Genomic DNA, 26,070 nt, shown 5'->3' on the forward strand with positions numbered 1-26,070 from the left:
AGCACTACATGACTGCCTTAAACCTGATTCCTGGCCAATTGAGCCTGGCTCAATTGCGTGACATCTATCAGCAACCGGTGAACCTGAGCCTCGACGCCAGCGCGTCGGCGCAGATCGAAGCCAGTGTTGCCTGCGTGGAACAGATCCTCGCCGAGAACCGCACCGCCTATGGCATCAATACCGGTTTTGGCCTGCTGGCCTCGACCCGCATCGCCAGCGAGGACCTGGAAAACCTCCAGCGTTCCCTGGTGCTGTCCCATGCCGCCGGTGTCGGCGAGCCGATCAGCGATGCGCTGGTGCGGCTGGTCATGGTGCTCAAGGTCAACAGCCTGAGCCGCGGTTTTTCCGGCATCCGTCGGCAGGTGATCGATGCGCTGATTGCGCTGATCAATGCCGAGGTCTACCCGCACATTCCGCTCAAGGGTTCGGTCGGTGCTTCCGGTGACCTGGCGCCACTGGCGCACATGTCCCTGGTGCTGCTGGGCGAAGGCAAGGCCCGCTACAAGGGCGAATGGCTGCCGGCCGTCGACGCGCTGAAAGTGGCAGGCCTCGCGCCGCTGACCCTGGCCGCCAAGGAAGGCCTGGCGCTGCTCAATGGCACCCAGGTGTCCACCGCGTTTGCCCTGCGTGGCCTGTTCGAAGGCGAAGACCTGTTTGCCGGTGCCCTGGCCCTGGGTGGCCTCACCGTGGAAGCGGTGCTCGGTTCGCGCTCGCCGTTCGATGCGCGCATCCATGCGGCTCGCGGTCAGAAAGGTCAGATCGATGCGGCCGCGGCCTATCGCGACCTGCTGGGCGAGCGCAGCGAAGTCTCCGACTCGCACCAGAACTGCGACAAGGTCCAGGATCCGTACTCCCTGCGCTGCCAGCCGCAAGTGATGGGCGCCTGCCTGACCCAGTTCCGCCAGGCCGCCGAGGTGCTGGTGATCGAGGCCAACGCCGTGTCGGATAACCCGCTGGTGTTCGCTGCCGAGGGCGATGTGATTTCCGGCGGCAACTTCCACGCCGAGCCGGTGGCGATGGCCGCCGATAACATGGCCCTGGCGATCGCCGAGATCGGCTCCCTGAGCGAGCGGCGTATCTCGTTGATGATGGACAAGCACATGTCGCAACTGCCGCCGTTCCTGGTGGCCAATGGCGGCGTGAACTCCGGCTTCATGATCGCCCAGGTGACGGCGGCTGCGCTGGCCAGCGAAAACAAGGCTCTGTCCCATCCCCATTCGGTGGACAGCCTGCCGACTTCGGCGAACCAGGAAGATCACGTCTCCATGGCTCCGGCAGCCGGCAAGCGCCTGTGGGAAATGGCCGAGAACACCCGTGGGATCCTCGCGGTGGAATGGCTGGCGGCGTGCCAGGGGCTGGATTTGCGCGGCGGTCTGAAAACCTCCGCCAAGCTGGAGCAGGCCAGGGCGCTGCTGCGTGCAGAGGTGCCGTTCTACGAGAAGGACCGGTTCTTTGCGCCGGACATCAACGCGGCGAGTGAATTGCTGGCGAGCCGGTGCCTGAACGAGCTGGTCGCGGCGCAGTTGTTGCCGAGCCTGTAAGGGCCCCTTCGCGAGCAAGCTCGCTCCCACAGGGGATCGGTGTCGAGCCCTTCATTTGGGGTACACCCCTGATCCCTGTGGGAGCGAGCTTGCTCGCGATCCGATTTTGAATGCGACGAGGAAACCGGGATGAAAACCCTCTGGCAAAACTGCCACGCCGCCACCATGGCCCTGGGCGTCTACTCGATCATCGAAGACGCCGCCATCGTCACCCAGGACGCGCACATTCAATGGATCGGCCCCCGCGCCGAATTACCGGTGGGCGACTATCCGGCGGTCAACGACCTCAAGGGTGCCTGGGTCACACCAGGGCTGATCGACTGCCACACCCACACGGTGTTTGGCGGCAACCGCAGCGGTGAGTTCGAACAGCGCCTGCAAGGCGTCAGCTACGCCGAAATCGCCGCGGCCGGCGGCGGCATCGCCAGCACCGTGCGCGCCACTCGGGCCGCCAGCGAGGACGAGCTGTTCGCCAGCGCCGCCAAGCGCCTGAAAAGCCTGATGCGCGACGGCGTGACCACGGTGGAAATAAAATCCGGCTACGGCCTGGACCTGGCCAGCGAGCGCAAGATCCTGCGCGTCATCCGCCGTCTCGGCGCCGAGTTGCCGGTCAGCATACGCAGCACGTGCCTGGCGGCCCACGCCTTGCCACCGGAATACAAGGATCGCGCCGACGACTACGTCGAACATATCTGCACCGAAATGCTTCCCGCCTTGGCGGCCGAAGGCTTGGTAGACGCCGTTGACGCTTTTTGTGAGTACCTGGCGTTTTCCCCAGAGCAGGTCGAGCGGGTGTTTATCACCGCGCAACAGCTCGGCTTGCCGGTAAAGCTGCACGCCGAACAGCTGTCGTCGCTGCACGGCTCCAGCCTGGCGGCGCGCTACCAGGCGCTGTCGGCCGATCATCTGGAGTTCATGACCGAAGAAGACGCCAAGGCCATGGCCGCGTCCGGCACCGTGGCGGTGCTCCTGCCAGGAGCGTTTTATTTCCTGCGTGAAACCCAGATGCCGCCCATGGATGCGCTGCGCCAGCACGGCGTGAAAATCGCCGTGGCCAGCGACCTCAACCCCGGCACTTCGCCGGCGTTGTCGTTGCGCTTGATGCTGAACATGGCCTGCACCTGTTTCCGCATGACGCCGGAAGAAGCGTTGGCAGGGGCGACGATTCATGCCGCCCAAGCCCTGGGCATGGCCCGAACCCACGGTTCGCTGGAAGCCGGCAAGGTCGCGGATTTTGTCGCCTGGCACATCGATCGCCCGGCCGACCTGTCTTATTGGCTCGGTGGCGATCTGGAAAAACGCGTCGTGCGTCACGGCGTGGAAATCGATTGAGGAGAACGGTTGTGGAGAAGGTCCTGAATTTCAAGCAAGGGCGCGTGCCGCTGTTGATCAGCATGCCCCACGCCGGCCTGCGCCTGACCCCGGCGGTACAGGCCGGGTTGATCCCCGAGGCCCAGAGCCTGCCGGACACCGACTGGCACATCCCACGGCTCTACGAATTCGCCGATGAGCTGGGCGCCAGCACCCTGGCCGCCGAATACTCGCGGTTCGTCGTCGACCTGAACCGCCCCTCCGATGACAAGCCGATGTACGTCGGCGCCACCACCGGTTTGTACCCGGCGACCCTGTTCGATGGCGTGCCGTTGTTTCGCGAAGGGCTGGAGCCATCGGTAGAGGAGCGGGCGACGTATCTGCAACAGGTCTGGATGCCGTACCACCAAGCGCTGCAACAGGAGCTGGCGCGGCTCAAGGCTGAGTTTGGCTACGCCTTGCTGTTCGATGCCCACTCGATCCGTTCGGTGATCCCGCACCTGTTCGACGGCAAGTTGCCGGATTTCAACCTGGGCACGTTCAACGGCGCCAGTTGCGACCCGACCCTGGCCAGCCAGCTCGAAGCCATCTGCGCCCGTCACGATCAGTTCACCCACGTGCTCAACGGTCGTTTCAAGGGCGGACACATCACCCGGCACTACGGCAACCCGGAGCAGGACATTCACGCGGTGCAATTGGAATTGTGCCAGAGCACCTACATGGAAGAGTTCGAGCCGTTCAACTACCGCCCGGACCTGGCGGCGCCGACCCAGGTGGTGCTCAGGGAATTGCTAGAAGGCTTCGTGGCGTGGGGGCAGAAGACTTACAAAAAATAAACACCTGCCCAATACCTGTGGCGAGGGGATTTATCCCCGCTGGGTTGCGGAGCGACCCCAAAATGGATGAATCACATCGGCCTGATTGGTGGGATTTAAAGTTTTGGGACTGCTGCGCAGTCCAGCGGGGATAAATCCCCTCGCCACAGGGTTGTGTTGTCCTTGAACCTCGGAGGGGAACTGTCGCCACCGTGCAAAACCAAGTCGCCACAGTTCACTTTCGCCCCCTCGACGCTGCGTAATGTTCCAGGCACGGTGCACCTAGACACCGACCTACAACAATCCACTGCCGCACGAGACCCACGCGATGAAAAGACTGTCCAAACGCTGTCTGTCGTTCCTCTGCGGTACCGTTCTACTAAGCTCCGGCGCGATGGCCGCCGAGCCTGCGTCTTGCCAGGTCGTGCGCATGGGCGTGGTCAACTGGACCGACGTGATCGCCACCAGCGGCATGGCCGATGTGTTGCTCTCCGGGCTGGGCTACGAAAGCAAGCAGACCAGCGCCGTGCAACAGATCATCTTCGCCGGCATTCGCGACAAGCGGCTCGATATCTTCCTGGGCTACTGGAAGCCGGCAATGGACAAGAACATCGCCCCGTTCCTGGCGGCCAACCAGGTGAAGGTGCTGGGCCAGCCAAGCCTGGCCGATGCCCAGGCCACCCTGGCCGTTCCAGACTACGCGGCGGCGGCGGGGCTCAAGACTTTCGGCGATATCGCCCGATTCAAGGACCAGCTCGGTGGCAAGATCTACGGGATCGAGCCGGGCAGTGGCGCCAACACCACCATCAAGTCGATGATCGAGACCAATCACTTTGGCCTCAAGGATTTCAAGCTGATCGAATCCGGCGAGGCTGGAATGCTGGCGGCGGTGCAGCGGGCGGTGAACCGCAAGGAGTTCGTGGTCTTCGTCGGGTGGACCCCGCACCCGATGAATATCAACATGAAAATGACGTACCTGACGGGCAGTGAAGACGTTTATGGCCCGAACGAAGGCGCCGCGACCGTATCCACCGTGACCGCGCCGGACTACGCCCAGCGCTGCCCCAACGTTCAGCGGTTGCTGGAAAATCTCACGTTCACCGCCGCCCAGGAAAGCCAGTTGATGGTGCCGATCATGGAGCGCAAGACACCCCAGGATGTCGCCCGGCAATGGCTGCGCGAACATCCCGAGGATCTGCAGCGCTGGCTGGCCGGCGTGACCAGCTTCGATGGCAAGGATGGCATCGCGGCGGTGCAGGCAAGCCTCAAGAACTGACACGGTATCAAGGACAGCGATAATCCCGTGGCGAGGGAGCTTGCTCCCGCTGGGCTGCGAAGCAGACCCGGCTTTTCCTGGCGGTCGCTGCGCAACCGAGCGGGAGCAAGCTCCCTCGCCACAAAAGCCTCCGGGTTACACCTTGGCATTCCACGGCAAATCACAATGGCCTACCCACTCTCCCAGGCAATGTCAGCCTTCATCGACAAAACCCTGAGCTTCAGCGCCCCGGACGACAGCCTCGCCGGTTCTCGCGAGGCCTACCGCCAGATGTGCCGGGCGTTCACCCCGCCGCGCCCGGCAACGCTGGCGGTCGAGGACCTGCATTTGGCTGGCGTGGCTGTCCGCGCCTACCACCCACGCACCGCGCCGCCGCTGGCCGGTTGGCCGTGCATCCTTTACCTGCACGGTGGTGGTTGGGTGGTGGGTGACCTGGATTCCCATGATTTCATCTGCACGGAACTGGCCGATACCCTCGGCATGCTGGTCGTGGCGGTGGACTATCGCCTCGCCCCGGAACATCCCTTTCCGGCTGGTTTCGAAGACTGCCTCGCGGTGTGGCGTCACCTGACGGACCTGCCGTTTGCCATTGACCCGCGTCGCCGCGCGGTGACTGGCGACAGTGCCGGCGGCAACCTCGCCGCCGCGTTGTGCCTGGCCCTGCGCGACGCAGGCCAGCCCCAGCCCAGGGCCCAGGTGCTGATTTATCCGGCACTTGGCGGCCCCGCGCATTTGCCGTCGCGCGACGAGTGTTCCGACGCACCGCTCTTGAGCAGCAGTGACCTGCAACACTATGACGCTTTGTACCTGCAGGGTGCCGACCCCACGCCCTACGCCGCACCGTTGCTTGCCGATGATCTGAAGGGCTTGGCACCCGCCTTCGTCGCCGTCGCCCAATGGGATCCGCTGCGTGATGACGGTGTCCTTTATAGCGAGCGGCTGAACGCCGCAGGAGAGGCTTGCGTGTTGTACCGGGGCGAAGGCCTGGTCCACGGTTGCCTGCGCGCTCGGGGCCAGGTACCGGAGGTGGATAAGATGTATCGCACGCTGCTCGCCTACCTGGCTGACACGCTTTGACTGCGCGCGGGGCATGCTCATTAAGGTGATTCGGGTTTATGATGCCGGACGGCAGACTAAATAGAAGTCCCCACAGGGATGACTCGACCCCTTACGGAGCGCGCAATGCAGACTTTGTACCCGCAGATCAAACCCCATGCCCGGCACGATCTGGCTGTCGATGACACCCACACGCTCTATGTCGATGAAAGCGGCTCGCCGGAAGGCCTGCCAGTCGTGTTCATTCACGGCGGCCCGGGGGCGGGTTGCGATGCACAAAGCCGTCGCTACTTCGATCCGAACCTGTACCGCATCGTCACCTTCGACCAGCGCGGCTGCGGTCGTTCCACGCCTCACGCCAGCCTGGAAAACAACACCACCTGGGATCTGGTCGAAGACCTGGAGCGCATCCGCAAGCACCTGGGCATCGAAAAATGGGTGCTGTTCGGCGGTTCCTGGGGCTCGACCCTGGCCCTGGCCTACGCCCAGACCCATCCGGAGCGGGTACATGGCTTGATCCTGCGTGGGATATTTCTCTGCCGTCCGCAGGAAATCGAGTGGTTCTACCAGGCTGGCGCCAGTCGCCTGTTCCCTGACTACTGGCAGGACTACATTGCGCCGATCCCGTTGGACGAGCGCGACAACTTGCTCGGCGCTTTCCACAAGCGCCTGACCGGTAACGACCAGATTGCCCAGATGCACGCGGCCAAGGCCTGGTCGACCTGGGAGGGCCGTACCGCGACCCTGCGGCCGAACCCGCTGGTGGTCGATCGCTTCTCCGAGCCGCAGCGCGCGCTGTCGATCGCCCGGATCGAATGCCACTACTTCACCAATAACGCTTTCCTCGAGCCCAACCAACTGATTCGCGACATGGGCAAGATCGCCCACTTGCCGGGCGTCATCGTGCACGGCCGCTACGACGTGATCTGCCCGCTGGACAACGCCTGGGAGCTGCACCAGAACTGGCCCAACAGCGAATTGCAGGTCATCCGCGACGCCGGCCACGCCGCCTCGGAGCCCGGAATCACCGATGCACTGGTGCGCGCCGCCGCACAAATGGCCCGTCGCCTGCTTGACCTGCCGCCCGAAGAAGCATGAAAGGGCTGCTGCAGCGGGTTCGCGGCGCCCGCGTCGAGGTCGCGGGCGAAATTGTCGGCGCCGTGGACCATGGATTGCTGGTGCTGGTGGCGGTCGAGCCCGGGGACACGCGTGCCCACGCCGACAAACTGCTGCACAAGCTGCTTAACTACCGGGTGTTCAGCGACGCCGATGGGAAGATGAACCTGTCCCTGGCGGATGTGGCAGGCGGTTTGCTGCTGGTTTCACAATTCACCCTGGCAGCGGACACCAAAAGCGGCCTGCGACCGAGTTTTTCGACCGCCGCGCCTCCCGCCCTGGGCGAAGAGCTATTCAACTATTTGCTTAACCAGGCGAAACAGGTGCATGGCACCGTGGCATCAGGTAGATTCGGCGCCGACATGCAAGTGCATCTGGTCAACGATGGCCCGGTAACCTTTCTGTTACAGGCCTGAAAGCGTTTGAAACATCTTTTCGGTCCGGTTTCGAGGCAAAACAAGATGTTTTCTCGATAAATACTTTGCTAGCCCTGATGCGTTGTCACGCGGCCTACTAGATAATCGCGCGCTACGGGGGACCAGCGATCGCTGGTCCATTTGACTTAGGTAGAGACTTGTCCTGAACCGTTTGGGGAATCATTTTGTCCCATCGGAGTCGGAACAATGCTCGCCAACTTGGCAAGAGTGGTCCGCAGGAACGGTTTTTCAGCGCCGTTACCGTGTAGATACTTTATCTGGCCGTTGGTTTTTTGATCAGTTTTCGGCGAGGGTTGCTCGTGATTGTTAGTCCCTGTAATGCACCAAAAATGACTGCCAAACGGTTTAGAAACGCTCTGGTAGCGGGCTCGGCCCTGTTTTGCCTGCTTGGCGCCGGCCAACTGTGGGCATTCAGCCTGGATGATGTGTCGGCAAAAGCGCAAGAACTGGCCGGGCAGAAGTTCGAAGCCCCGCGCAGCAACTTGCCGAACGAATTCCGCGAAATGAAGTTCGCCGATTATCAGAAAATCCGTTTCCGCACTGAAAAAGCTGAATGGGCCGACCAGAAGACGCCGTTCCGGCTGTCCTTCTATCACCAGGGCATGCACTTCGACACGCCGGTGAAGATCAACGAAATCACCGCGACCACCGTCGACGAGATCAAGTACGACCCGACACGTTTCGATTTCGGCGACGTGAAGTTCGATCCCAAGGCGACCGAACAGCTGGGCTACGCCGGTTTCCGCGTGCTGTATCCGATCAACAAGGCTGACAAGCAAGACGAAATCATGACCATGCTGGGCGCGAGCTATTTCCGCGTCATCGGCAAGGGTCAGGTCTACGGTTTGTCCGCGCGTGGCATGGCGATCGATACTGCCTTGCCATCGGGTGAAGAGTTCCCACGCTTCCGCGAGTTCTGGATCCAGCGTCCGAAACCGACCGACAAGCACCTGGTGATCTTCGCCTTGCTGGATTCGCCACGGGCCACGGGCGCTTATCGCCTGACCCTGCGTCCGGGCACCGACACCGTGGTCGACGTGAAGTCGCGTGTATTCCTGCGTGATCGCGTCAACAAGCTGGGCATCGCCCCGCTGACCAGCATGTTCCTGTTCGGCGCCAACCAGCCGTCCAAAGTGCTGAACTACCGTCGTGAACTCCACGATTCCAGCGGCCTGTCCATCCATGCCGGCAACGGCGAGTGGATCTGGCGTCCGCTGAACAATCCAAAACACCTGGCCGTGAGCAACTTCTCGGTCGAAAACCCGCGTGGTTTCGGCTTGTTGCAACGTGGTCGTGACTTCAGTCACTACGAAGACCTGGACGATCGTTACGAGAAACGTCCTAGTGCCTGGATCGAGCCGAAAGGCGATTGGGGCAAAGGCACCGTCGACCTGGTTGAAATCCCGACCGCCGATGAAACCAACGACAACATCGTTGCGTTCTGGAGCCCGGAAAAACTGCCTGAGCCTGGCCAGCCGCTGGACTTCGCCTACCGTCTGCATTGGACGCTCGATGAAGCCAACCTGCACTCGCCAGACAGCGCCTGGGTCAAGCAGACCTTGCGTTCCACCGGTGACGTGAAGCAGTCCAACCTGATTCGTCAGCCGGACGGCAGCGTGGCCTACCTGGTCGACTTCGAAGGGCCGTCCCTGCAAGCGCTGCCTGAAGACGCCGAAGTGCGTAGCCAGGTGAGCGTTGGCGACAACGGCGAGATCGTCGAGAACAGCGTTCGCTACAACCCTGAAACCAAGGGCTGGCGCTTGACGCTGCGCCTGAAGATCAAGGACCCGAGCAAAGCCACCGAGATGCGTGCTGCCCTGGTCCGGCCGCTGGTTCCTGTCGAACTGCCTGCCACCTCGCATTCCGTGAACACGTTGGCCAAGGCTGACAAGGTCGCGAAGCAGCAGAGCGAAAAAGAAAAAGCCAACGAGCAAGCCGCCGAGCAGAAAGAAGCCAAGGCCGTGAAGGCGTCCACCGCCGCCGCCGAGCCGACCCCAACCCCACAGGAACCGGAACAGACTGAACAAGTCCTGACCGAGACCTGGAGCTACCAGTTGCCTGCCGATGAGTAATACTCCCGTACAACCAGAGTCTCTCAGCGAGTATCTGGCCCATTTGCCGATGACCGACGAGCAGCGCGCCGAGCTGGCGGGCTGCAAGTCATTCAGCGAATTGCATGAACGCCTGGCTTCTTCGACATTCGACGCACCCAACGAGGCGGCGCAAGCCTCGGTGGGCCGTCGCCTGGTACTGAGCACCGCCGAGGAACTCGAGGACGCTGAAATGCTGGCGCTCGATTCCAACGGCCGGGTGTGCCTGAAGGCGACGCCGCCGATTCGCCGGACCAAAGTCGTGCCGGAGCCGTGGCGCACCAATATCCTGGTGCGTGGCTGGCGCCGCCTGACCGGTCGCACCAATCCGCCGAAGCCGCCCAAGGACGAGCGCGTCTTGCCGCACGCGCGGTGGCGTACCGTGGGTTCGATTCGCCGCTACATCCTGCTGATTCTGATGCTCGGCCAGACCATCGTCGCCGGCTGGTACATGAAAGGCATCATGCCGTACCAGGGCTGGTCGCTGGTGGACCTCGACGAAGTGATGCACCAACCGCTGCTGCAGACGGCCACGCAAGTGCTGCCGTACGCGCTGCAAACCAGCATCCTGATCATGTTCGGCATCCTGTTCTGCTGGGTGTCGGCCGGTTTCTGGACCGCGTTGATGGGCTTCCTGGAACTGCTCACCGGTCACGACAAGTACCGTATCTCCGGTGCCAGCGCCGGCAACGAGCCGATTCCGAAGGACGCCCGCACCGCATTGGTCATGCCGATCTGCAACGAGGACGTCCCTCGGGTATTCGCCGGTTTGCGCGCCACGTTCGAGTCGGTCGCCGCCACCGGTGACCTGGACCGCTTCGATTTCTTCGTGCTCAGCGACAGTAACGAAACCGACATCTGCGTCGCCGAGCAGCAGGCCTGGCTGGACGTCTGCCGTGAAACCGGCGGCTTCGGCAAGATCTTCTACCGCCGTCGTCGCCGTCGCGTGAAGCGCAAGAGCGGCAACCTCGACGACTTCTGCCGTCGTTGGGGCAGCGACTACAAGTACATGGTCGTGCTCGACGCCGACAGCGTCATGAGCGGCGAATGCCTGACCAGCCTGGTGCGCCTGATGGAAGCCACGCCTGACGCCGGCATCATCCAGACCGCGCCACGGGCCTCGGGCATGGACACGCTGTATGCGCGCATGCAGCAGTTCGCCACCCGCGTCTATGGTCCGCTGTTCACCGCTGGCCTGCACTTCTGGCAGTTGGGCGAGTCGCACTACTGGGGTCACAACGCGATCATCCGCATGAAGCCGTTTATCGACCACTGCGCCCTGGCGCCGTTGCCCGGTAAAGGTGCGTTCTCGGGCGCGATCCTCTCCCACGACTTCGTCGAAGCCGCGCTGATGCGCCGTGCCGGCTGGGGCGTGTGGATTGCCTACGACTTGCCGGGCAGCTACGAGGAACTGCCGCCGAACCTGCTGGACGAACTCAAGCGTGACCGTCGTTGGTGCCACGGCAACCTGATGAACTTCCGGCTGTTCCTGGTCAAGGGCATGCACCCGGTGCACCGCGCGGTGTTCCTGACCGGCGTTATGTCCTACCTGTCGGCACCGTTGTGGTTCTTCTTCCTGGTGCTCTCCACCGCGCTGCTGGCGGTGAACACGTTGATGGAGCCGCAGTACTTCCTGGAGCCGCGCCAGCTGTATCCGCTCTGGCCACAATGGCATCCGGAAAAAGCCATCGCGCTGTTTTCCACCACCATTGTCCTGCTGTTCCTGCCCAAGCTCTTGAGCATCGTGTTGATCTGGGCAAAAGGCGCGAAGGAGTTTGGTGGCAAGTTCAAGGTGACCTTGTCGATGCTGCTGGAAATGCTGTTTTCCATGCTGCTGGCGCCGGTGCGGATGATCTTCCACACCCGTTTCGTCCTTGCCGCTTTCCTGGGCTGGGCCGCGACGTGGAACTCGCCGAAACGTGACGACGACTCCACGCCATGGAGCGAAGCCGTCAAGCGCCACGGTCCGCAAACCCTGCTGGGCTTCTTCTGGGCCTTGCTGGTGATCTGGCTGAACCCGAGCTTCCTGTGGTGGCTCGTGCCGATCGTCGGCTCGCTGATGCTGTCGATCCCGGTCTCGGTGATTTCCAGCCGCGTGGGCCTGGGCTTGAAGTCCCGTGATGAAAGCTTGTTCCTGATCCCCGAGGAATACGCACCGCCACAGGAGTTGCTGTCGACCGACCAGTACACCCATGAAAACCGTTGGCACGCGCTGAACGACGGTTTCATCCGGGCGGTGGTCGATCCACAACAGAACGCCCTGGCCTATGCATTGGCGACGTCACGTCACGGCAAGGCTGAGCCGATCGAATGGCTGCGGGTCGAACGCGTTCGTCACGCGCTGAAGGTCGGCCCTGCGGGGCTCAGCAACGCCGAGCGATTGGCACTGTTGAGCGACCCGGTGGCGTTGTCCCGCCTGCATGAGCAGGTGTGGGCCGAGGCGCATCCGGAGTGGTTGGCGGCATGGCGCGAGTCGGTCAAGGCCGATCCGCATGCACCGTTGTTGCCGCTGCAGCCGGTGAGCGTGCAGCCTCAGGTGGCTTGATCGCCTGATACGCAAAAGCCCCGCTTCTGAAAAGAGGCGGGGCTTTTTGTTGGGCGCTGCGTTGAGGTTGCTGTTTTTGTGGCGAGGGGATTTATCCCCGTTGGGCTGCGTAGCGGCCCCGAAAACGCTAAGGCTGTGGATTGACGCTATCCAACATCCGATTCGCCAACAAACCACTCAGCTCGATTAGTTGCAGGATGCCAAGCGCAACTTGGCGTCTCGAACCTTCAAGATCGAACGCTAGGTCGTTGATCATTGCGTCGGCTGAAGCCAGGGTTTCGCTGAGGTTGGCCAGCAGGCTTTCGGTGTCGATGCCGTCGACGATGGTGAAGAGTTGGCCTGGCGACGGTTTTTTCTCGGGTTTGGCCTGTTTGGGCTTCAGGTAGTAATCCAGCGCGCGATCAGTGGCTTCCTGGATTTTCTTGGGGTCGGTTTCGGGTTCTGGTGGGTTGGGTGTCACTTTGTACATGGATGACGCTCCTTGATTGATGGAGCCGCCAGACATCGCTGCTAAACGAAAAGGGTGGCGGCAGTACGCGGGTTAGCAGACCAGGAATCAAGGAACCCGGCGCACCGAAGTGCCCCACGCACAGCCGCCATGAAGCGGACCTGCGTGCCTTGATATTAAGCCGAGCTGCTAAACCCGATCGCTGAACTTACAGCGACCTGCAAACGTTAGAGCCCAGGGCCAAGGCGCACAAGCCGGCGGATTCTGGCGTAGTTGTAGGCAATGGCGCAAGGCGGCGTAGCCTTGGGATGACGGATTGTGGGAGTTGGGGTTTTTGTGTGTATATCCGTTATTTAGGTAACGGCTGCTTAGGGTTCCGCCCTTACGGCGGGTTACTTTTTTCAGACGCCAAAAAAGTAACCAAAAAGGCTTTGGGGGTATGACTCACCCACATGGGTTACAAATCAGTTCACTCACATAGGTAACAGTTTTTAACTGGCAGGGTCGGTTTTCGAGGATCTGACCATGCCATGGCGAGAGCTGAAACCTATGGACCTGAAACTGCTGTTCATTGCGGACTTCATCAAAGGCCCGCCCAGCTTCAGTGCGCTTTGCCAAGCCTACGAGATCAGCCGCAAGACTGGCTATAAATGGGTCGAGCGGTATGAGAGGGAAGGGCCCGCCGGACTGGAAGAACATAGCCGTCGTCGGCTTACCCAGGAATGGGTAGTGCCGCTGGCTGTCCGTGAGGCGATCATTGAGTTACGCGGTCGGGGTGAGACAGAGCCTGGCCCCAAGAAAATTCAGGCGGCTTTGCTCGAGCGTTTTCCTGACCAGGCGCCGCCATCAAAGACGTCGATCTACAACATCCTAAAGAAAGCTGAGCTGGTCAAACCACGCCGATTGCGTCAACGAGTGGCGGTTTATCCCAAACCACTGCAGAAAGCAGAGGCTCCCAACCAGCTATTCAGCGCCGATTACAAAGGCCAATTCCTGACAGGTGCGGGCGTCTGGTGCTATCCATTGACGATCATGGACCATGCCAGTCGTTTCTTGCTCGCTTGCCACAGCATGGCTAGCACCAATTTCCAGGAAACCCAGGCGGTGTTTACTCAGGTGTTTCGTGAACATGGTCTGCCGGAGCGCATTCGTACCGACAATGGTGTTCCGTTTGCGAGCAAAGGGCGTGCGGGCCTTTCCCAGTTGTCCATCTGGTGGTTGCGTCTAGGGATCATTCCCGAGCGGATCGCCCCCGGCAGGCCGGAGCAAAATGGCCGACATGAACGTATGCATCGAACGTTGAAAAGCACTCTTCCGTCACCCCCTGCAGTAGCGTGGGAGGCTCAACAACGGCACTTTGATCGTTTCAGGCAACATTACAACTATGAGCGTTTGCACGAGGCTCTTAATCAGAAGACACCCGCGTCCTGCTATGAGCCTTCGTCCCGCCAATATCCCGAGAAGCTTCCCGAGATGACCTACCCGAGCCATATCGATAGCCTCCAAGCGGACTGCTCGGGCATCGTCAATCGTCGTGGTGTAAGGATCTACGTCGGCTATGTGCTCAAGCACCAGACCATTGGACTGGAGCAAATAGAGGACGGGATCTGGGATGTTATCTTCGGTCCAATCATCCTTGGACGGATTGATGTAAGAGATGCCATTGATGGCTACGTGACACTCCGGGTGTTACCTATGTGAGTGCACTTTTTTGTAACCCATGTGGGTGATCCGTATATTTGCCCCACCACTCGGCACCTCGCCCAGGCTCGGTGTGCCCTCACTCCGGCATTGCTCCGTGGGCCCGCCGCGAAGGGCCGTCCCTGGCCCAGCGCGGCTATCCCGGCATCCATGCCGGGATGTCCACTGCGCAATGCCTGCGTTCGGCCAGCGTGGTTAACGGGGCGCCCCAGATCAAGATCAAGATCAAGGTCTACAGCGAGGCGGCCTTATAGCCGACCTGGTTCTTTGGCTTTATTCCAATCCCATTGTGGGAGCGAGCCTGCTCGCGAAGAGGCCGGCACATCCAACATTTTCGTCGACTGTGGCACCCCTATCGCGAGCAAGCTCGCTCTCACGGGAGAAACGCGGTCACTCAGAGCCAGGTCGGCTTTAAAGCCGCCTCCTCATGAACATTTATCTCGGATGCCAAGTCAGACCCTAAACCGCCCCACCAACGTCTGCAAATGAACCCCCAGCCGCGCCAACTCCGCGCTGGAGGCGGCCGTCTCCTCACTGGACGACGCCGTCTGCTCCGACACGTCACGCACATTCAGCACGCTGCGGTTGATCTCCTCGGCCACCGCGCTTTGCTGCTCGGCCGCCGCTGCGATCTGCTGGTTCATCGACTGGATCGCCGAAACTGTACGCGTGATGTTCTCCAACGAGCCCCCCGCACGGCGGGTCAATTCGACGCTGCTGTCGGTCAGGTTGCGGCTGTTGTCCATGATGGTCGCGACCTGCTCGGTGCCGTTTTGCAGGCCAACGATCAGTTCTTCGATTTCCTCGGTGGACTTCTGGGTGCGCTGGGCCAGGCTGCGAACCTCGTCGGCCACCACGGCAAAGCCTCGCCCGGCTTCCCCGGCACGGGCCGCTTCGATGGCTGCGTTGAGGGCCAGCAGGTTGGTTTGCTGGGCCACGGACTTGATCACGTCCAGGACGCTGCCGATCTTGTCGCTTTCGCGCTTCAAATCGCCCATGGCGGCGGTGGAGTTGCCCACTTCCTTGGCCAGGCGTTCGATCTGGGCGATGGCTTCGCCAACTACCTTATCGCCTTCACGGGCCTGTTGGTCGGCGGCGACGGCGGCTTCGGAGGCTTCCTCGGCGTTGCGCGCGACTTCCTGCACCGTGGCGGTCATTTCGTGCATGGCCGTGGCGACCTGATCGGTTTCCACTTTCTGACTGTTCACACCGGCGCTGGTCTGTTCGGTCACGGCCGACAGCTGTTCGGCGGCGCTGGCGATCTGGGTAACCCCTTCACCGATACCACCGATCAATTGCCGCAGGCCCACGGTCATGCGTTGCATGGCGCGTTGCAGTTGGCCGAGTTCGTCGCGGCGTTCAGAGGTGAGGTTATGGGTCAGGTCACCCGCGGCGACGCGTTCTGCCACCTTCAGGGTCTCATCCAGAGGACCGACGATCTGCCGAGTGATGAGCAGGGCGGCGATCACGCCAAATAGCAGGGCCAGGGCGGCGGCTGCAATCAGGATGCTCTTGGCCTGGGCGGTGTCGCGGTCGCGCACGGCGGTCTGTGACACGGTGAGCTTCTGGCTGGAGTCGATCAGGATCTGGCCTTGCTCGCTCATGCGCTGCAGTGCGGCACCGTTATCGAGCTGGGAGTCGCGGAACTGGCTGACCGCCGCTCGATAGAGGTTCATCGAGTCGCTGGCCTGCTGGAGCTTGTCGGCATGCTCCTCGGGCAACTGGGCTGGCAAGCGAGCCAGCAGCTTCAAGACATCGGTGATTGCATCGATGGCCGGCTGTTGGGCTTCACTTTTGCCGCTGTAAGTGTAACCGCGGACCTGGTAGCGGGCCTGCTGGATCGCCTTGCTCAGGGTCACGATGTTGTTGAACGGGGTGATGTCGCCGCCTTGCAGCAGCGCTTTTTCCACTTCGGCGACCCGCGCCACGGTGTTATCGGCGCTGGCGCCCAGCTTGCTGCGGGCATCTTCGCGACTGACGGTGGCGCTGGTCATCTGGGCGAAGGCGCTTTTGTACTCGGCGACGGCGGCCAGTTGCTGGTCGATCAACGCGATGTCGGCGGGCTGTTCGATCAATTCGCGAGCGGTTTTCAGGCCTGCATCGAGCTTGCCAAGCAGGTCGTTGACCTGTTGCGGGCCTTTCTCGCCCCGGGTGGTGTTGTAGTCGATGCTGGCCAGGTTCAAGTCCTTGCTCAGGTCGTTGAGACCGGCAATGAACCCGAGCTTGTCGCCGCGGCTGATGACATTGCCCAGGCCGGACCAGCCGGTGAACGCGATCATCAAGGTGAGGAGCAGCACCAGGCCGAAGCCTGCGCCGAGTTTGCGATTCACGCTTACATTTCCCAGACCCTGGGCAAGCCACCGGAACATGCTGATACTCCCTTGGAGCGCTGATTTGGTTTTATGGGGACTGTATCGGCGGCTTGGGAGGGATCTGTAGGGGATTGTCAAGATTTCGTGGCGCGGGAGCAAGCTCCCTCGCCACAGGGTTATGCCGGCCGTTCTGGTCAGACCTTGAAGCGTCCTACCAGCGTTTGCAAATGAACCCCCAGCCGTGCCAACTCGGCGCTGGAGGCTGCGGTCTCTTCGCTGGCGGCGGAGGCCTGCTCGGATACATCGCGGACGTTCAGCACGCTGCGGTTGATCTCCTCGGCCACGGCGCTCTGTTGCTCGGCTGCGGCGGCGATCTGTTGGTTCATTGCCTGGATCGCCGAGACGGTGCGGGTGATGTTCTCCAGGGAACCGCCGGCGCGGCGGGTCAGTTCGACACTGCTATCGGTCAGGCCGCGGCTGCTGCCCAGGCTGCTCGCGACCTTTTCGGTGCCCGTCTGCAGGCCGGCAATCAACTCTTCGATTTCCTCGGTGGATTTCTGGGTGCGCTGGGCGAGGCTGCGGACTTCATCGGCCACCACGGCGAAACCACGGCCGGCTTCACCGGCACGGGCCGCTTCGATGGCCGCGTTGAGGGCCAGCAGGTTGGTTTGTTGGGCGACGGACTTGATGACGTCGAGGACGCTGCCGATCTTGTCGCTTTCGCGCTGGAGCTGGCCCATCGCTTCGGTAGAGTTGCTCACTTCCCTGGACAGGCGTTCGATCTGGGCGATGGCTTCGCCCACCACTTGGTCGCCCTCGCGGGCCTGCTGGTCGGCGGCGAGGGAGGCCTCGGAGGCTTCCTCGGCATTACGCGCCACTTCCTGCACGGTGGCCGTCATTTCATGCATGGCGGTGGCGACCTGGTCGGTCTCCACTTTCTGCCTGCTGACTCCGGCGCTAGTCTGCTCGGTGACGGCCGAGAGCTGCTCGGCGGCACTGGCAATCTGCGTAACGCCTTCGCTGATGCCGCCGATCAATTGCCGCAGGCCCACGGTCATGCCTTGCATGGCACGCTGTAGCTGGCCCAGTTCGTCGCGGCGCTCGGAGGTAAGGTTGTGGGTCAGGTCGCCTGCGGCCACGTGTTCGGCCACCTTGAGGGTCTGGCCCAGCGGGTCGACGATCTGTCGGGTGATTATCAGGGCTGCGATCACGCCGAACAGGAGGGCCAGCGCAGCGGCCGAGACCAGGAGAGTATCGGCCTGGGCCGCTTCATGGTTGCGCACCATCGTCTGGGACGCGGTGAGATTCCTGCTGGCCTCGCGTAGCACGACCCCCAGGTCCGACATGCGCTTGATGGCAGCTGCGTTGGCAGTCTGGGCGTCATGGAACTGGCCGACCGCTGCACGATAAGCCTTGAACGATGCGCTGGCCTGCTGCAGCTTGGCAGCGTGTTCATCGGCCAGTTGCGGTGCAAGACTGTCGAGGGCTTTCATCGCGTTATCGATGGCATCCAGCGCGGGTTGCTCGGCGCTGGCCTGGCCACTGTAGGTGTAGCCGCGAACCTGATAGCGGGCCTGCTGGAGTGCTTTCGCCAGGCTCGACACACCGCCGAGTCGTGGAACGCTATCGCCTTGCAGCATGGCGTTTTCAACGTCGGCGACATGGGCCACTGCGTTATCGGCGCTGGCGCCCAGTTTGCTGCGGGCATCCTCGCGACTGGCGGTGGCGCGGATCAAATCGGCGACGACAGTCTTGTACTCGGCGACAGCCGCCAACTGCTTATCGATGATCGCTACATCGGCCGGCTCCTCGATCGATTGGCGGGCGCTCTGTAGCCCAGGCTCCAATTTACCGAGGAGATCGTTGAGGTCACCTGGGCCTTTTTCGCCACGGGTCGCGTCATAATCCATGCGCGCGGAGCGCAGGTCCTTGGTCAGGTCGTTCAGGCTGGCGATGAGTCCCAGCGTGTCGCCGCGAGCAACTACCTTGCTCAGGCCGGTCCAACCGGTGAAAGCGATCATTACGGTCAAGAGCAGTACCAAGCCGAAACCGAAGCCGAGTTTGCGATTAACGCCTACGTTACCTAGCCATCGGAACATGCCGGTACTCCCTTGAAGGGCGGAACTGCTTTTTATGATAGTTGTATCGGCGCGATGTGGGAGGACAGGAGAAATGCGTTAGATGCGTTTGGAATACCCTTGCAAACGATCAGGATCAGAATAGCCGCGCAAGCAACGCCGTCACCGCGGTCTCGACCCGCAGGATCCGCTCACCAAGCTGCACCGGCTGCAAGCCGGCCTTGCCCAGCAAGTCGATCTCATAGGGAATCCAACCGCCTTCGGGGCCGATTGCCAGGGTCACCGGTTCGGTCAGTGCCCGGGGGCAGGGCGGGTGGTTGCCGGGGTGGCCGACCAGCCCGAGGGTGCCCTCGGCGATGGCGGGCAGGCGATCCTCGACGAAGGGTTTGAAGCGCTTCTCGATGACGATTTCCGGCAGCACGCTGTCCCGGGCCTGCTCCAGCCCCAGGATCAGTTGTTCACGAATCGCCTCGGGCTCCAGGAACGGCGTCTGCCAAAAACTTTTTTCCACCCGATAACTGTTCACCAGCACCACGCGCGGCACGCCCATGGTCGCCACGGTCTGGAACACGCGCCTGAGCATCTTCGGACGCGGCAGTGCCAGCACCAGGGTCAAGGGCAACTTGGCCGGTGGCGGCTGGTCCAGGGTCACTTGCAGTTCGGCTTCGCGAGTTTCCAGGCGCAGCACCTGGGCCGTGCCCATCAAGCCGCCGATGCGCCCGACCCGCAGGCTGTCGCCGACGGCGCTGCGGTGGACTTCCTGCATGTGCGTCAACCGGCGATCGCTCAGGACGACGCGGTCAGGCCCGATGAAATCGGCCTCTTCGAGCAGCAGCAGGTTCACGCTTGGGTCGCTGGCGGCTGGTCGTTGTGGTCATCGACCGGCTGGTCCTCGGGTTCATCTTCCCGGCGCTTGCGCACCAGGCCACCGAACAGGATACCGATTTCGAACAGCAGCCACATCGGCACGGCCAGCAAGGTCTGGGAGAAAATGTCCGGCGGCGTGAGGATCATGCCGACCACGAAGCAGCCGATGATCACGTACGGGCGGATTTTCTTCAGATAGGCGACATCGACCACGCCGATCCACACCAGCAGCACCACTGCTACAGGAATCTCGAACGCCACGCCGAAGGCGAAGAACAGCGTCATGACGAAATCCAGGTAGCTGGTGATGTCGGTCATCATCTCCACGCCCGCCGGGGTGGCGGCGGCGAAGAACTTGAAGATCAGCGGGAACACCAGGAAATAGGCGAAGGCCATGCCGGTATAGAACAGCAGGATGCTCGACACCAGCAGCGGCACGGCGATGCGTTTTTCATGCTTGTACAGGCCCGGTGCGATGAAGCCCCAGATCTGGTGCAGGATCACCGGGATCGCCAGGAACAGCGAGACCATCATCGTCAGCTTCAGCGGCGTCAGGAACGGCGATGACACGTCGGTGGCGATCATCGTCGCGCCCGCTGGCAGGTATTCGCGCAGCGGCGTGGAGACGAAGGTGTAGATCTGCTGGGTGAAGGAGAATAGCCCGGCGAAGATAATGAAAACCGCCGCGACGCAACGCAGCAGGCGGGTGCGCAACTCGGTGAGGTGCGATACCAGCGGCATTGGCTGGTCGTTTTCAGGGATATCGCTCATGGGGCTCGCGGCGGCAAAGTGGGATCGTGGGGAGTCGGTGTGGTCGCAGGAGCCGGATCGACCGGCTTCGCGGGTTCGGCCACTGCTGGCGCCGCTTCGACAGTCGGTGCCTGAGGCGCAATCGTCGGCTCGGCTACGGGCTGGACCGGCGTAGGCTCCTGCTGGGTCGGCGTGAAGATTTTCCGCGCTTCCTGCTCCAGGGACAGGATGTGTTCGTTGTGCAGTTGCCGACGGATGTCGTCGGCACCGATTTCACGTTCAACTTCCTGTTTGATCGCGTTGAAGCTGCGCTTCAGGCGCCCGATCCACAGACCGGCGGTACGCGCAGCGCCCGGCAGGCGCTCGGGGCCCAGCACCAGCAGGGCGACGAGGCCGACGAGCAGCAGTTCAGTGAAGCTGATCCCAAACATTAGTCAGTGCTCACGAGTCTTTGCGGGTTGGCTCTTCGACTTTCTGGGCCTGCACGTCGATGGTGTTCGGCGCATTCACCGGCTGGGTGGCCTGCGGGTGTACCGGTTGGGCCGGCTGCACGGGTTGAGCCTGGGAGGTCGCCGGGTCGGCCGGTTTTTCGTCATCGTTCATGGCCTTGCGGAAGCCCTTGATCGACTCGCCGACATCGGTGCCGAGGTTTTTCAGTTTCTTGGTGCCGAATACCAGCACCACGACCACCAGAATGACGATCCAGTGTTTCCAGTCAAAGATACCCATGTGGCTACTCCTCTCAAAAATTGATCAGGCGGACGGGCGCGAGGCTTTCTCGACGTGCCCGGACAGACCGAAGCGACGGTCCAGTTCATCCAGTACGGCCTGCGGATGCTGCCCCAGTTGGGCCAGCATGACCAGGCTGTGGAACCATAGGTCGGCGGTCTCGTAGATCACGTCGCTGCAGTCGCCGCTGATGGCGGCGTCCTTGGCGGCGATGATGGTCTCGACCGACTCTTCGCCGACCTTTTCCAGAATCTTGTTCAAGCCCTTGTGGTACAGGCTGGCGACATAGGAACTGTCGGCCGCGGCGCCCTTGCGTTCTTCCAGCACCTGGGCCAGGCGGGTCAAGGTGTCAGTCATGGGAGTGTCCTGAATAAATGGCATGCGGGTCCTTGAGCACCGGGTCGACGGTTTTCCAGTCGCCGTTCTCGAAGACGCGATAGAAGCAGCTTTGACGGCCGGTATGGCAGGCGATTTCGCCGACCTGCTCGACCATCAGGATGATGACGTCGCCGTCGCAATCCAGGCGCATCTCATGCAGGTGCTGCACATGCCCGGATTCTTCACCTTTGCGCCACAGCTTGCCACGGGAACGTGACCAGTAGATGGCGCGGTTCTCGGCGGCGGTCAGGGCCAGCGCTTCGCGGTTCATCCAGGCCATCATCAACACGCGCCCGGTCTTGTGATCCTGGGCGATGGCCGGCACCAGGCCGTCAGCGTCCCACTTGATCTCGTCCTGCCAGTTTTTCATCTTGGGTCCTGGGGCAGCGGCAAGCTTTAAGCTTCAAGCTGCAAGTAAAAGCGATTCTGTGTGGTGCTTGCGTTGATAGTTCACCCATGAACTTGCGGCTTGCAGCTTATCGCTTGCAGCTGCTTCGTGCTATCGACGAACGACCAGATACAAACCAACGGCCACCATGATGCCGGCGGGCCAATGGCCCAACTGGCTTAACGGACCGCCGGCGGCCAGCACGGCGCCTCCGCCCAGGTGGGCTGCGCCGAGCAATCGCAGGAACCAGTCATCCTTGCGTCGGTGCCACGGCGGCGCCGGGTCGTTGGCGTGGGGTTGGGACATGCGTTCGAGCAGGTCACGGGTCATGTTGGCCAGGTGGGGAAGCTGTTCGAACTGGCTCTGGACGTTGCCCAGCAAGGCTTTCGGACTCATCCGCTCGCGCATCCAGCGTTCGAGGAACGGTTGGGCGGTGTTCCACAAATCCAGGTCAGGGTAGAGCTGGCGGCCGAGGCCTTCGATGTTCAGCAGGGTTTTCTGCAGCAGCACCAACTGCGGCTGGACTTCCATGTTGAAGCGTCGTGCGGTCTGGAACAGGCGCATCAGCACCTGGCCGAAGGAAATATCCTTTAACGGTTTTTCGAAGATCGGTTCGCACACGGTGCGGATTGCCGCTTCGAATTCGTTGAGCTTGGTCTCGGCCGGCACCCAACCCGAATCGATGTGCAGTTGGGCGACGCGACGGTAGTCTCGCTTGAAGAAGGCGAACAGGTTGCGCGCCAGGTAATCCTGGTCCTCGGGGGTGAGGCTGCCGACGATGCCGCAGTCGATCGCGATGTATTGCGGGCTCCACGGCTGCACGGTGCTGACGAAGATGTTGCCCGGGTGCATGTCGGCGTGGAAGAAGCTGTCGCGGAACACCTGGGTGAAGAAGATTTCCACGCCGCGCTCGGCCAGCAGTTTCATGTCGGTGCGCTGGTCGGCGAGGGTCGCCAGGTCGGTGACCTGGATGCCGTAGATGCGCTCCATCACCAGCACTTTCGGCCGGCACCAGTCCCAATAGACTTGCGGTACGTAGAGCAGCGGCGAGCCTTCGAAGTTGCGGCGCAGCTGGCTGGCGTTGGCGGCCTCGCGCAGCAGATCAAGCTCGTCGAAGATGGTTTTCTCGTAGTCCTGGACCACGTCTACCGGGTGCAGCAGGCGCGCGTCGGCGGACACCCGCTCGGCGGCGCGGGCCAGGATGAACAGCCAGGCCAGGTCCTGGGCGATGACCGGTTTCAGACCCGGGCGAATCACCTTCACCACGACCTCTTCGCCTGTCTTGAGCTGGGCGGCGTGCACCTGGGCGACCGACGCCGAGGCCAGGGGCTCGACATCGAAGCGGCTGAAGACTTCGCTGATCTTCTTGCCCAGTTGCGCTTCGATCAGCGCGACCGACAACTTCGAGTCGAACGGCGGCACGCGGTCTTGCAGCAGCATCAACTCATCGGCGATGTCTTCGGGCAACAGGTCGCGGCGGGTCGAAAGGATCTGCCCGAACTTGATGAAGATCGGCCCCAGGTCCTGCAAGGCCAGGCGCAGGCGAGCGCCGCGACTCAGGTCCAGGGTTCGCCGGGGGAACCAGCGCCACGGCAACACGAAGCGCAGCGCCAGGAGAAACCAGGGCAGCGGCAAGGCGAACAGCAGGTCATCGAGGCGGTAACGGATCACGACGCGCTGGATGCGCAACAGACGGCGGACGGCAAGCAGCTTCATGCGTTATCGCTTGGATTCAAGGGTTCGGGAAAGGCGCTCGAAACGCGCCTCGAGACGTTCCAGGTCGAGCTTGACCTGGTCCAGTTCATCAAAACGGGCCTGTGCTTCGCGCTGCCCCACGAGGGTACGCGATTCTTCGGCCAGGTATTCACTCAGATTCTGTCCCAGGCTGGCGAAGCCCTGGCGGTACCAGCGGCTGCGGCTGCGCAGGTGGCCGCTGAGCAACTGAGTCGCCACCGGGCCGATCCAGCGGGACACTTCGTATTCCCAGTCCAGCTCAAGGTCCTGGAGGATCGCCGCCAGCTCCAGCAGCACGCCGCTGTCGCCGTCGAGCTCGACGTCCGGGCCATGCAGCACCGCGGTCTTGTTCTTGCTCAGCGCCAGTTCAAGCAGGCTCGACGCCGGGGCGCGCAGCGTACAGTCAGCCTCGGCCTCCCAGTGGGCGGCGAGCATCAGCCCCTCATCGCTGGGCAGGATAAACAGCTGCAACGCCGGGCTGCGGCAGTCGACGGCGATCACCTTGCCACTCAAGTGCGCCAGGCGCATCGGCGCCGTACTGTCCAGGCGCAGGACCCGGTTGATCCCGAGTTCGACGCTGGCGAGCAGGCCGGTGAGCAGCATCAGGGCTTGATACCGCGGTGCAGGGCGACGATGCCTGAAGTCATGTTGTGGTAGGTCACCCGGTCGAAACCGGCCTCGACCATCATGGACTTCAGGGTTTCCTGGTCGGGGTGCATGCGGATCGATTCGGCCAGGTAGCGATAGCTTTCCGCGTCGTTGGTGATCAGCTTGCCCATCAGCGGCATGAAGGCGAACGAGTAGGCGTCATAGGCCTTGGACATCAGCGCATTGGTCGGCTTGGAGAATTCCAGCACCAGCAGCCGGCCACCGGGCTTGAGCACACGCAGCATCGAGCGCAGGGCGTCTTCCTTGTGGGTGACGTTACGCAGGCCGAAGGCGATGGTCACGCAGTCGAAGTGGTTATCCGGGAACGGCAGCTTTTCGGCATCGGCCTGGACGAACTCGACGTTGCCGGCCACGCCCAGGTCCAGCAGGCGATCGCGGCCGACCTTGAGCATCGATTCGTTGATGTCGGCGAGCACCACGTGGCCGGTCGGGCCGACGATGTGGGAAAACTTCTTGGTCAGGTCGCCCGTGCCGCCGGCGATGTCCAGCACCCGGTTGCCGCTGCGCACGCCTGACAGTTCGATCGCGAAACGCTTCCAGAGGCGATGCATGCCGCCCGAAAGCAGGTCGTTCATCAAGTCGTACTTGGCGGCCACCGAGTGGAAAACCTCGGCGACTTTTTCCGCCTTCTGGCTTTCCGGCACGTTCTTGAAGCCGAAGTGTGTGGTGGGTTCGGCATCGCTGCCTTTGCGCTGATCAGTCATATCGCGGTCACCAAAAAAGAATGCGGGACATTCTAATCCCGGTGGAGGGCTTTGTCTTGGCAAGGCTGCAGGTAAGATGGACCATCGCCCGGACGTTTTGACGCAGGCAGGGTCTGAACGTTCAGGCAAGTCTCGATCAAGCAGGAGTTATCAGATGGCCCGTATTACTGTTGAACGTGCCCATGGCCTGGGCAAGGAAGCGGCCCGTGAAAAGGCTGACAAGTTGGCCGCAAAATTGTCCAGCAGCTATGGCCTGGAGCCTACTTGGGAAGGCGACACGCTCAAGCTCAAGCGTTCCGGGGTCAAGGGCGAAGTGCATGTGGGCGAGGATTCGATTCGCGTCGATGTGGAGTTGGGCATGTTGATGTCGGCCATGAGCGGCACGATCAAAGGTGAAATCGAAAAGGCGCTGGATAAGGCGTTGGCTTGATTGATTGGAAGAGTGCGATTGCAAAATTAAAGTTCACCACTCACCCCTGTGGGAGCGAGCTTGCTCGCGATTGCATTGTTTCAGTCACATCAAGGTTGGCTGACTCTCCGCCATCGCGAGCAAGCTCGCTCCCACAGGGGAAGTCATCGCCCTCAGGTTTGTGTCAGTTGTTAGGGTGCCCTTTCTAATTATTGTCACTACTTTGTGCCTGAGCCCGACCGTGTGCGGGCAGTTCCTCAAACCTTTTTTCGAGTGAGGTGCACCATGGCCAAAATTATCCTGAAGAAAAAAACCGACGTTGAATCTTCCACGCTCAGCGATGTGAAAACGTACGCGCGCAAGATCTGGCTGGCGGGCCTGGGCGCCTACACGAAGGTCGGCCAGGAAGGCAGCGAGTACTTCCAGGAGTTGGTAAAAGCTGGCGAAGTTATTGAAACCAAAGGCAAAAAGAAAATTGCCGGAAAACTTGAAGCGGCTAACAGCGAGCTGATCGAAGCCAAGACCGACGTGAATACGTTCAAGGCTCGGGTTGAAGTACAACTCGATAAAGTCGAGAAGGTATTCGACGCGCGTGTTGCAAGTGCCTTGAATCGTATCGGCATTCCGTCTAAACATGACGTTGAGGCACTCTCTGCTAAGCTCGATGAGCTGACGGCATTGCTCGAACGTGTCGCGCGTAAACATTAAGGAGAACG

Annotated in this window: 24 protein-coding genes and 1 pseudogene; 13 read left to right on the forward strand and 12 right to left on the reverse strand. The window is 61.8% G+C overall.

Going from position 1 to position 26,070, the window contains the following annotated elements; genetic code table 11:
• Positions 1–8 precede the first annotated feature (8 nt).
• The 9 genes from hutH to mdoH all read left to right on the forward strand — a co-directional run bounded on the left by hutH (position 9) and on the right by mdoH (position 12,187).
• Positions 9–1,541, forward strand: a complete 1,533-nt coding sequence (hutH, locus tag KSS97_RS02950; protein WP_217861060.1) for a histidine ammonia-lyase — start codon at positions 9–11, stop codon at positions 1,539–1,541.
• A 129-nt stretch (positions 1,542–1,670) separates the two neighbouring features.
• Positions 1,671–2,873 (forward strand): imidazolonepropionase, encoded by a 1,203-nt coding sequence (gene hutI / locus KSS97_RS02955; RefSeq protein ID WP_217861061.1) that lies wholly within the window; start codon positions 1,671–1,673, stop codon positions 2,871–2,873.
• A gap of 11 nt (positions 2,874–2,884) precedes the next feature.
• Entirely contained in the window at positions 2,885–3,688 is an 804-nt protein-coding gene (hutG, locus tag KSS97_RS02960; protein ID WP_030138260.1) for an N-formylglutamate deformylase, read from the forward strand.
• A 307-nt stretch (positions 3,689–3,995) separates the two neighbouring features.
• Positions 3,996–4,943 (forward strand): choline ABC transporter substrate-binding protein, encoded by a 948-nt coding sequence (locus tag KSS97_RS02965; RefSeq protein WP_217861062.1) that lies wholly within the window; start codon positions 3,996–3,998, stop codon positions 4,941–4,943.
• A gap of 165 nt (positions 4,944–5,108) precedes the next feature.
• A complete protein-coding gene (locus tag KSS97_RS02970; protein ID WP_217861063.1) occupies positions 5,109–6,020 on the forward strand; it encodes an alpha/beta hydrolase in 912 nt (303 codons plus the stop codon).
• Between the two features lie 105 nt (positions 6,021–6,125).
• Entirely contained in the window at positions 6,126–7,097 is a 972-nt protein-coding gene (gene pip, locus KSS97_RS02975) for a prolyl aminopeptidase (protein WP_198797393.1), read from the forward strand.
• A complete protein-coding gene (gene dtd, locus KSS97_RS02980; RefSeq protein ID WP_030138257.1) occupies positions 7,094–7,531 on the forward strand; it encodes a D-aminoacyl-tRNA deacylase in 438 nt (145 codons plus the stop codon). Before pip ends, dtd begins: the two co-directional genes overlap by 4 nt.
• Positions 7,532–7,881: 350 nt before the next feature.
• Positions 7,882–9,624 carry a glucan biosynthesis protein G gene (locus KSS97_RS02985; RefSeq protein WP_206768577.1) on the forward strand — a complete coding sequence of 581 codons (1,743 nt, stop codon included), beginning with the start codon at positions 7,882–7,884 and terminating at the stop codon, positions 9,622–9,624.
• Complete coding sequence (gene mdoH / locus KSS97_RS02990; RefSeq protein WP_030138255.1) at positions 9,617–12,187, forward strand: glucans biosynthesis glucosyltransferase MdoH; 2,571 nt, start codon at positions 9,617–9,619, stop codon at positions 12,185–12,187. The genes KSS97_RS02985 and mdoH overlap by 8 nt, the downstream gene beginning before the upstream one ends.
• Positions 12,188–12,314: 127 nt before the next feature.
• Here mdoH and KSS97_RS02995 read toward each other — a convergent pair whose 3' ends face one another.
• Positions 12,315–12,656, reverse strand: coding sequence for a DUF6124 family protein (locus KSS97_RS02995; protein ID WP_030138254.1), 342 nt, complete (start codon positions 12,654–12,656; stop codon positions 12,315–12,317).
• Positions 12,657–13,160: 504 nt separating this feature from the next.
• On the opposite strand from KSS97_RS02995, the gene KSS97_RS03000 reads away from it, so the two are divergent.
• Positions 13,161–14,336, forward strand: a complete 1,176-nt coding sequence (locus tag KSS97_RS03000; RefSeq protein WP_030138557.1) for an integrase core domain-containing protein — start codon at positions 13,161–13,163, stop codon at positions 14,334–14,336.
• Positions 14,337–14,374: 38 nt separating this feature from the next.
• On the forward strand, positions 14,375–14,590 hold the full coding sequence (locus tag KSS97_RS03005) for a nucleoid-structuring protein H-NS (RefSeq protein ID WP_217862119.1): 216 nt from the start codon (positions 14,375–14,377) through the stop codon (positions 14,588–14,590).
• A gap of 198 nt (positions 14,591–14,788) precedes the next feature.
• Here the strand turns inward: KSS97_RS03005 and KSS97_RS03010 are convergent, their stop codons facing one another.
• The 11 genes and pseudogenes from KSS97_RS03010 to ubiE form a co-directional block, all read right to left on the reverse strand.
• Positions 14,789–16,705, reverse strand: a complete 1,917-nt coding sequence (locus tag KSS97_RS03010) for a methyl-accepting chemotaxis protein (RefSeq protein ID WP_217861064.1) — start codon at positions 16,703–16,705, stop codon at positions 14,789–14,791.
• A 137-nt stretch (positions 16,706–16,842) separates the two neighbouring features.
• On the reverse strand, positions 16,843–18,747 hold the full coding sequence (locus tag KSS97_RS03015) for a methyl-accepting chemotaxis protein (RefSeq protein ID WP_217861065.1): 1,905 nt from the start codon (positions 18,745–18,747) through the stop codon (positions 16,843–16,845).
• Positions 18,748–18,862: 115 nt separating this feature from the next.
• A complete protein-coding gene (locus tag KSS97_RS03020; protein WP_030139114.1) occupies positions 18,863–19,570 on the reverse strand; it encodes a 16S rRNA (uracil(1498)-N(3))-methyltransferase in 708 nt (235 codons plus the stop codon).
• Positions 19,567–20,364 carry a twin-arginine translocase subunit TatC gene (gene tatC / locus KSS97_RS03025; RefSeq protein WP_030139115.1) on the reverse strand — a complete coding sequence of 266 codons (798 nt, stop codon included), beginning with the start codon at positions 20,362–20,364 and terminating at the stop codon, positions 19,567–19,569. The genes KSS97_RS03020 and tatC overlap by 4 nt, the downstream gene beginning before the upstream one ends.
• Positions 20,361–20,774, reverse strand: a complete 414-nt coding sequence (gene tatB, locus KSS97_RS03030) for a Sec-independent protein translocase protein TatB (RefSeq protein WP_198797399.1) — start codon at positions 20,772–20,774, stop codon at positions 20,361–20,363. Before tatB ends, tatC begins: the two co-directional genes overlap by 4 nt.
• A gap of 10 nt (positions 20,775–20,784) precedes the next feature.
• Positions 20,785–21,072 carry a twin-arginine translocase TatA/TatE family subunit gene (locus tag KSS97_RS03035; RefSeq protein ID WP_030139117.1) on the reverse strand — a complete coding sequence of 96 codons (288 nt, stop codon included), beginning with the start codon at positions 21,070–21,072 and terminating at the stop codon, positions 20,785–20,787.
• Positions 21,073–21,096: 24 nt separating this feature from the next.
• Positions 21,097–21,429, reverse strand: a complete 333-nt coding sequence (locus KSS97_RS03040) for a phosphoribosyl-ATP diphosphatase (RefSeq protein WP_017126935.1) — start codon at positions 21,427–21,429, stop codon at positions 21,097–21,099.
• Positions 21,422–21,820, reverse strand: coding sequence for a phosphoribosyl-AMP cyclohydrolase (gene hisI / locus KSS97_RS03045; RefSeq protein ID WP_181290774.1), 399 nt, complete (start codon positions 21,818–21,820; stop codon positions 21,422–21,424). Before hisI ends, KSS97_RS03040 begins: the two co-directional genes overlap by 8 nt.
• Before the next feature lie 129 nt (positions 21,821–21,949).
• Positions 21,950–23,554 (reverse strand): ubiquinone biosynthesis regulatory protein kinase UbiB, encoded by a 1,605-nt coding sequence (ubiB, locus tag KSS97_RS03050; RefSeq protein WP_030139119.1) that lies wholly within the window; start codon positions 23,552–23,554, stop codon positions 21,950–21,952.
• Positions 23,551–24,175 (reverse strand): annotated as a pseudogene (locus KSS97_RS03055) (ubiquinone biosynthesis accessory factor UbiJ). Before KSS97_RS03055 ends, ubiB begins: the two are co-directional and overlap by 4 nt.
• A complete protein-coding gene (gene ubiE / locus KSS97_RS03060) occupies positions 24,175–24,945 on the reverse strand; it encodes a bifunctional demethylmenaquinone methyltransferase/2-methoxy-6-polyprenyl-1,4-benzoquinol methylase UbiE (protein WP_024779926.1) in 771 nt (256 codons plus the stop codon). Before ubiE ends, KSS97_RS03055 begins: the two are co-directional and overlap by 1 nt.
• A gap of 154 nt (positions 24,946–25,099) precedes the next feature.
• Here ubiE and KSS97_RS03065 point away from each other — a divergent pair, with 154 nt between their 5' ends.
• Positions 25,100–25,375 carry a polyhydroxyalkanoic acid system family protein gene (locus tag KSS97_RS03065; RefSeq protein WP_030139120.1) on the forward strand — a complete coding sequence of 92 codons (276 nt, stop codon included), beginning with the start codon at positions 25,100–25,102 and terminating at the stop codon, positions 25,373–25,375.
• A 264-nt stretch (positions 25,376–25,639) separates the two neighbouring features.
• The gene (locus tag KSS97_RS03070; protein WP_217861066.1) at positions 25,640–26,062 is read left to right on the forward strand and encodes a phasin family protein; all 423 of its coding nucleotides are present in this window, start codon (positions 25,640–25,642) and stop codon (positions 26,060–26,062) included.
• Positions 26,063–26,070: the final 8 nt, after the last annotated feature.

The sequence above is a fragment of the Pseudomonas alvandae genome, from assembly GCF_019141525.1.
In the GTDB taxonomy this organism is placed as follows: Bacteria; Pseudomonadota; Gammaproteobacteria; order Pseudomonadales; family Pseudomonadaceae; genus Aquipseudomonas; species Aquipseudomonas alvandae.